At 55.4% G+C, this 1,155-nt stretch carries 1 protein-coding gene; it reads left to right on the top strand.

The genetic code is table 11. The annotated features are described in order from the left end of the window. The coding region (locus FTV41_RS14920) for an ISL3 family transposase (RefSeq protein WP_179996783.1) at positions 1-1,112 on the top strand (1,112 nt) is incomplete at its 5' end. Positions 1,113-1,155 lie beyond the last annotated feature (43 nt).

The following is a 1,155-nucleotide window of genomic DNA, read 5'->3' as shown; positions in this document are numbered from 1 at the left end:
CACACGACGAGGAGCATACGCCAATTTGTAGCCGATGCGATTGCCCTTGTTTCCTGGTACATGACATCAATTGGCGCCGAGTTCGCGAGTCACCAATTATGCAGTATCGCGTCGAGTTGGATGTACCTGTGCGGCGGCTGCGTTGTCCACAATGCGGTCCAACCAGAGAGCGGATCGATTGGCTACCACCGCGCTCCCGTATTACGCAATCATTGCGCAACTGGATTGAGAAATTAGTACAGATGCTGCCCGTCAGTCATGTTGCCAATCTTTTGGGCTTGCATTGGCATACAGTCAAGACTATTGACATGGAGCGGCTCAAACGTGATTTGCACGAGCCAGATCGAAGTCGATTGCGCCGCCTGATGATGGACGAATTCGCCTTGCACAAGGGTCATCGCTACGCCACGGTGGTCGCCTGTGCCGACACCCAGCAAGTGGTGTGGATTGGCGAGGGCCGCTCGCGTGAGGCGATCCGGCCGTTCTTCGAGTGGTTAGGCGATGCCCGGAACCAGATCGAGGCAGTGGCCATGGACATGAACTCAGCCTTCGATCTTGAAGTGAAGGCCCAGTGCCCCAACGCGGTGGTGGTCTACGACCTGTTCCATGTGGTGGCTAAGTATGGCCGCGAAGTGATGGATAGAGTGCGAGTTGATCAGGCCAATCAACTGCGAGATGACAAGGTCGCCCGCAAGGTGATCAAAAGCAGCCGTTGGATACTGTTACGCAATGCTGACAACCTTGAGCCCGAGCAGGCGGTCAAGCTGGACGAACTCCTGGCCGCCAATGCGTTCTTGACTACGGTGTACGTGCTCAAGGACCAACTTAAGACGCTATGGTTTGCGGAAAGCGAGACGACGGCCAGAAGCGCCTGGCGGGAATGGGCCGGCATGGCCCTCGGTAGCGGAATTGATGCTTTGGTACGATTTGCCAAGAAGCTGGAGCCATATATGGAGGGTATCGTTTCCAGTGCCCTCCACCGGCTGAACACCAGCGTGCTGGAGGGCATGAACAACCGGATCAAAGTCATTAAGCGGATGGCCTATGGATACCGCGACACGGACTACTTCTTCCTCAAGATCCGTGCTGCATTTCCCGGCAAAGTGCGATGAACTTAAAAAAAGCCCGACATCCGGTCGGGCTTTTTCATATTGG

It is taken from the genome of Acinetobacter sp. YH16051 (assembly GCF_013417135.1).
Classification (GTDB): Bacteria; Pseudomonadota; Gammaproteobacteria; order Pseudomonadales; family Moraxellaceae; genus Acinetobacter; species Acinetobacter towneri.
The sequence above is the reverse complement of the archived record's forward strand: the minus strand, read 5'-3'. Positions and strand labels throughout refer to the sequence as shown.